Raw genomic sequence first — 6,375 nt, forward strand, 5'->3', positions numbered from 1 at the left:
CACCTCACTCTTCAGTATAGCTCTCAGGCAGCACCAAGTGAGGATATTTCAGTGACGTTTTCACATTCTTTTCCTCATCTGAAGACTTCGACTCCTCTTCAGGCTTTACTATCCTGGACGGCAAATACGTGGACAGGAGTTTCCAGATTATGGGATTATCTGAAAGTCGATGGCCCTTCACATCCCGCACAAAAAGGGCAGCGAAAAAAGGTATTTTGGCCAGTTCTTTGAGCGCTCTCGCGAAAAACAGCACTACTCTCGCACAGTACGACGAAAAAACATCTTCTTCCTCATTCTCTTGAATGTGACGCATCAGCCGCATCTTGACTTCTGAAAGGAATTCCTCATCAGCAACCCGTTCTATCCCCCGGCTCAAAAACTCCTCCGGATCCTGCAGCTTGCGTGCCTTCACGTCTTCCAGGTATCCGGTCAGTTTTTCCGGATCGAAGTGGAATTCAACGAACTCCGGGGCAGAAAGCAGAATTGGGGATCTTCGGAGAGCCTCTTCAACAGCCATCCTTTCCTCATCGGTAAGTCTCCGACGTTTCTTGCTTACCTTTGGGGGTTTCTTGTGTTTGAGCCTGCTCTGCGCGGTCTTCTGCCCCCGCTTCCTGGCAAGCTTGTCCATCACCTTCTTCTTTGTCTTTTTGCCCATGGCACCTACTCGTGGGAGGAGTGCGGGCCAACCCTCTAGCCCCAAATATGTATGGAGGATTCTCTAAGCTTCTTGAATCGACTTCAGAGTTTCCTCTAGCTTCCTGACCTTATCCGTCCAGACCTCTCTTTTTCTCTTTGTCGTTTCTACGACCTCAGAAGGGGCCTTGGACACAAAATTGGTATCAGCAAGCCGCCCTTCCATCCTCTCAAGTTCGAACCTTAGCTTGTGTATTTCTTTGTTCAGCCTCTTCTTTTCCACTTCAACATCTATCATATCCCCAAGAGGAACAAAGACGGTCACACCAGGTGCTATTACCGCGCTAGCTGACTTTGGAGGCTTTTTCACTCCAGCACCGAGTTTGAGTTCGGACAGACCGGCCAGCCTGCTCACATACTCCTCATGAGCTCTAAAAGGTTCAATCTGAGAGCTCTTGTCGCCACTGATGATGCACATTAGAGGCTTGAGGGGCGAGAGGCTCATTTCAGAGCGTATGTTCCTCACGGCAGCAATGCCATCCATCAGAACGCGCATCTCACTTTCTGCAGCATCGTCCACCCTCGATTCCTCAATTTCAGGCCAGCCCGCGGTCAATATCGATTCGCCCTGGTGCGGCAACCTCTGCCATATCTCCTCAGTAATGAAAGGCATGATCGGGTGCAGCATCCTTATTATTCTGTCCAGACAGTGAACGGCAATGGAAAGAGGTAGGTTCTTGTCCTTTCCGGAGAACCTGGGCTTCACGAGCTCCAGATACCAGTCGCAGTACTCGTGCCAGAAAAACTCATAGACACAGCTTGCAGCCTCATGAAATGAGTATCTGTCCATCGCAGACGCATAAGCTTCTATGGTTCGATTGAGCCTCGAGAGTATCCACCTATCCGAAAGCTCAAGTGATGTGTTTGCACGAAAATCGATGGCAGTGAACTCTTTTTCAAGATTCATTAAGATGAACCTTGAAGCATTCCACAGCTTATTGCAGAGGTTTCTACCAATTTCGCATCTCTCTTCCCAAAGCCTGAATGACTGACTTTGGGTTTCAAGAGAGGTCAAGGTAAACCGGAGTGAGTCTGTCCCGTACTTCTTCATCATTTCTATGGGATCGACACCAGTGCCCAGCGATCTGGACATCCTCTTTCCATCTTTTGTAAGCACCGTCGAATGAATGTACACATCGAAGAAAGGAATCTCTTCCATCAATTCAAGGCCAGAGAATATCATTCTCGCAACCCACAAGTAGATTATGTCAGGGTCTGTTATCAATACTTTGGTCGGATAGAAAGCGTCAAGGTCGCCAGTCTTTTCGGGCCATCCCAGGGTTGAAAATGGCCACAGCGCTGAACTGAACCACGTATCGAGAACATCCTCATCCTGTCTGATCTTTTTGCTATTGCATGAGCCGCACCTTTCGGGCACCGAACGGGATACAGTGATCTCAGAACAGTCGTCACAATACCAAACAGGTATCCGGTGCCCCCACCAGAGCTGCCTTGATATGCACCAGTCTCTTATATTCTCCATCCAGTTAAGATAGACCTTGGTCCATCTCTCAGGAGTGAATTTTACTTTTCCACTCTTCACCACCTCTATGGCAGGCCCTGCGAGCTCCTCCATCCTGACGAACCACTGCTCTGATATGAGAGGCTCAATTGTCGTCTTGCATCTGTCACACTCGCCAACTGCATGGTGATAATCCTCTATTTTTTCAAGAAGACCAGCTGCCTCCATGTCAGAAACGACCTTCTTGCGGCACTCCTCCCGGGTGAGCCCCTTGTATTTCTTCCCCGCCTCCTCCGTCATACGGCCGTCCTGTCCAATCACATTGACCACTGCCAGCTTGTGTCTTTGGCCGATGTCGAAGTCATTTGGATCATGACCTGGGGTCACCTTCACGGCTCCCGTTCCAAACTCGGGATCAACAAGGTCATCAGCAATTATAGGAATCTCCCTGTCGGTGAGAGGAAGCGAAACCATTTTGCCTGTGAGCTTCTTGTATCGGGCATCCTTCGGGCTGACAGCCACGGCAGTATCGCCGAGCATCGTTTCAGGACGAGTCGTGGCAACTGTTATGAACTCACCGCCATCCTTCACCGGATATTTCAGATACCAGAGCTTGGAGGGAACATCTCTATGCCTCACCTCGAGATCGGAGATGGCACTCGTGCACCTGGGACACCAGTTTATTATCCTCTTGCCCCTGTAGATGAGGCCCTTCTCGTAGTATCTGACGAATGTTTCTCTGACCGCAGAGGACAGACCCGCATCCAGCGTGAACCTCTCCCTGCTCCAGTCGCATGAACACCCCAGGCTCGTCAACTGCTCACGGATCCTGCCTTGATACTTCTCTTTCCACTGCCAGACGCGATCTATGAACTTCTCTCTTCCCAGGTCGAATCTTGTCAGATTCTCCTTCTTCAATTCCTTTTCAACAACATTCTGTGTTGCTATTCCCGCGTGGTCCATACCTGGCAGCCATAGGGTCTCCATCCCCCTCATCTTGTTGAACCTTATCAAGATGTCCTGGAGTCCGTTGTTCAAGGCATGCCCCACATGCAGAGAGCCTGTTATGTTGGGAGGAGGTATAACTATGCAGTAGGGTTCTCTGCCGGAGTCAAGTTCAGCACGGAAGTAGCCCTTTTCATGCCAGAAATTCTGCCACCTAGATTCAACTTGTGTCGGTTCGTATCTCTTGAGTATTTCGGTATCGATGGGTCCCATTCAAATCTCTTGTTAGAAATGGGTTACGCCGGTGAACTTGAATTTGTCTATCTTCAATGCGGGAGCAACAGTACCCATTGCAAATCTGGCCCCGTAGCCGGCACTGCTGCCTATCAGCTTCGCCTCCTTGCCTATCATCGACGTATTGGAGAAAGCGTCGAGTATCGATTGGGTAAACCTGAAGTTCTTGACCGGCTCCGTTATCTCCCCATTCTCAATCAGAAAGGTTCCGTCTCTTGTCATCCCGGTTATCACTGCCTTAATGGGTTCAAGCACGTTGGTGTAGTGAAATCTGGTGACATAGATCCCCTTGTCCGTGGACTGCACCATGTTCTCTATCGTACCCTCTCCTTCTCCCATGAACAAATTGAGAGGAATGGGTCCGCCCAATGGCGACCCGGTGGAATGGCCAGTTGACCTCTTGTTCTCCTTACCTGCGGTCAAGGTGTCATAAACCACAGTTTTGGCCGTGCCCTTCTCAATCAGCATCACCTTGTTCTTGGGAACTCCTTCAAAGTCAAATGGAAAGGAGAAGCCGCGCCTGTCAAACCCATCATCCCATATGCTTATGTTCTTCCCAACGAGTTTCTTCCCCAGCTTACCACACATAAATGAACGTCCTTCTTGAAAGGCCAGGGCGCCCAAACCTATGTAGGCCAGGAATTCGATCATGTCGGCAACAGCATTCTCCTCCAGCACAACCACGTATTCTCCCTCAGGCACATCAACCGGGTTTGCGCTTTTGAGTGCCTTTTCTATGGCAGTGGCAGCAACAGCCTCCATATCAATCTCATCAACATCCCTTGACGCGGCCTGAGCATATCCAGACCCTGTTCCCCCCATCACCACGGTGTTCACATAGGCATCGGTCCCCATATTATAGGCGAAGACACCGAGCGAGTTTCCTATGGCAATCTCTGACACGCCATTGGTAAAGGCTCCGAATGCTTTAAGATTATTGTCTCTAGCCCCCTTTGCAATGGGCTCCACGGCCTTCGCCCTCTGCTCTGCATTGAACTTCGCCGTCCTCTCCACATAGTTGTCAATCTCTTTTACCTCGGCCGGGGCCGGCAGAGACTTGAAATCAGGGTTCTCCTTCTGCACTCTGGCTATTTCAACCGCCTTCTTCAGTGTCTCTTTGATTGATGCCTCATCCATTTTGTTAGTCGTGGCACGGCCTATCTTCTTCCCTATGATCGCCTTCACCGAAATGGCAACATTCGTCCCGGAAACATTCTGATGGATATATGAGTTCGCGAACCTGGTTAGATGTGACTCCTCCGCCATGATTTCAATCTCCGTCTGCTCTGCCTCAGACATAGCGATCGCTTTTTCTACGAGTTCCCTCGCTTTTTTCTTACCGAGCATAATATCCTCCTGGAAACTGTTTCAATTTGTATAAGTGTTTATCCTCTATAGCACAAAAACCCCTGTGTGTCTATTGAAAAGTTGCGGGACTACTCGGTACCAGGTGTTACATTTTTACATTTTTCTCGCGATTCAAGTGCTTCTGTTCGCTCTTTTCTCATCCCAAGCCACCCAAATGCCCCTAATATGCGAAACATCGGCCGGGAGCAACGCCTAGGTTGCTCAAAACAAGCGAAGTGTAAAAATGTAAAACCAGGTACCAAGCCGGCGGGATATCGTGAAATCTCGGGTTATTTGATTAGCTTTTTGAATTCTCGATCATCATGAAGGCTTTTCAAATCGTCATCGCCAATCGCCAGCTTTTTCAATTTAGGATTCAACTTTATTGCTTTCTCCAGGGCTTTCAGAGCGGCATTCCGCTTTCCGGTTGCAAGTCGGATGACACCAAGATCATACAAAACTTCTGGATTCTCTGGTGCTAAAGTTGCCGTACGTTCCATATATGGCAGAGCTTCCAAATGTCTTTTCTGAGTAAAAAGTGTCCATGCTTCATTCCACGAGTAATTCACCTGAGCGAATTTTAGCAATCGTCCCAATTCTTTGAATGGCTCTGCATGATCATCTACCCGTATGTCAATTGCTCGATCGGTGAATCCACCATAACCAGCATTCTTTTTGACAACCAACAGTGCGGCCGATTGTTTCCCACGGGCATCACCTCCGTTTTTCTCACCAGCGAGTAAAGCGGCATATAGTCTTTCTGCTAAGGTTCCTTTCGTTTGCAAAAATGCCGATTCCATGGCTGTGACTACGACCTCACCTCCAAGTATGTTACCTTGAATAGCATAGTTGAGACCATTCCGCCCTCCAGCCCAAGCCAAACATTGGCTCCCCGTATAATTCGCTGATTTTCCGTCGGCGGATACAATTCCGAATTGCCTCCTTCCAGGATCCTTATCTCCCCTCAAGAGTATTTGAGCAACTTCCTCCGGTGTTGCGCCTTTTTCTAATAGATCCAGCCCACGCCATCCGAAGGTCGTGTTTGCGAATGACTGAGTAGCCACTGCTCCTACGTCTGTTCTCGCCCACGGTACAACAACACCAACCGCAAAGAACCGAGAGGCAACTCCAACGCCCAGTTCGCCAGTGAGGGAATCACGGGCAACAATTGAAAACGTTGAGATAGCCTCATGCGCATTCGCAAAAGATGTTTGCCCTTGCAGAGGTTTTTCGTGTGCAGAAACGACTCCAACACAGAAAGTCATTATCAATATTTTAATCACCCTACTCTCAACAAAGCCGCGACAGAAATCAACAGTCATAACTTACCTCCTTCCTTGAAGGGTTTGAAGACATGAGCAGTCTAACATTGAGGTCAATGGGGTCAAACCTTATGAAATTTGTTTTCGTCCACCTGTAGTAGATGTTATTTTCGATCTTCGATCTTCGATTTTCGGATTTTGGAATCTTGTGTGATCTTGTGGTTTCGGGTTTTCAATTTCGTAATTTCGTAGTTTCGCAATTTCGTATTTTCCGGGTTGAATTGGGGGGCTGTCCCCGGACCTTCTCTTCACCGCCACTCCCCGTTCAATCTCTCCTCCCACGCACCCATCCCCGGTTCAATATGGTTCAAT

General features: G+C 48.8%; 4 protein-coding genes. All 4 read right to left on the reverse strand.

Going from position 1 to position 6,375, the window contains the following annotated elements:
• Positions 1 to 4 precede the first annotated feature (4 nt).
• The 4 genes from E3J62_08725 to E3J62_08740 all read right to left on the reverse strand — a co-directional run bounded on the left by E3J62_08725 (position 5) and on the right by E3J62_08740 (position 6,006).
• Positions 5 to 655: a hypothetical protein gene (locus E3J62_08725; protein TET45054.1), complete on the reverse strand. Its 651-nt coding sequence runs from the start codon at positions 653 to 655 to the stop codon at positions 5 to 7.
• Between the two features lie 63 nt (positions 656 to 718).
• On the reverse strand, positions 719 to 3,373 hold the full coding sequence (locus tag E3J62_08730) for a valine--tRNA ligase (GenBank protein ID TET45055.1): 2,655 nt from the start codon (positions 3,371 to 3,373) through the stop codon (positions 719 to 721).
• Positions 3,374 to 3,385: 12 nt separating this feature from the next.
• Entirely contained in the window at positions 3,386 to 4,741 is a 1,356-nt protein-coding gene (locus E3J62_08735) for a TldD/PmbA family protein (GenBank protein TET45056.1), read from the reverse strand.
• A 290-nt stretch (positions 4,742 to 5,031) separates the two neighbouring features.
• Positions 5,032 to 6,006 (reverse strand): DUF1028 domain-containing protein, encoded by a 975-nt coding sequence (locus E3J62_08740; GenBank protein ID TET45057.1) that lies wholly within the window; start codon positions 6,004 to 6,006, stop codon positions 5,032 to 5,034.
• Positions 6,007 to 6,375 lie beyond the last annotated feature (369 nt).

This window comes from candidate division TA06 bacterium, assembly GCA_004376575.1.
GTDB lineage: Bacteria > Hydrothermota > DG-26 > E44-bin18 > E44-bin18 > E44-bin18.

Excerpts from the sequence above, each read along its gene's own strand:
- E3J62_08730 (TET45055.1), bottom strand. The coding sequence starts at position 3,373 with ATGGGACCCATCGATACCGAAATACTCAAGAGATACGAACCGACACAA.
- E3J62_08725 (TET45054.1), bottom strand. The coding sequence starts at position 655 with ATGGGCAAAAAGACAAAGAAGAAGGTGATGGACAAGCTTGCCAGGAAG.
- E3J62_08735 (TET45056.1), bottom strand. The coding sequence starts at position 4,741 with ATGCTCGGTAAGAAAAAAGCGAGGGAACTCGTAGAAAAAGCGATCGCT.
- E3J62_08740 (TET45057.1), bottom strand. The coding sequence starts at position 6,006 with ATGACTTTCTGTGTTGGAGTCGTTTCTGCACACGAAAAACCTCTGCAA.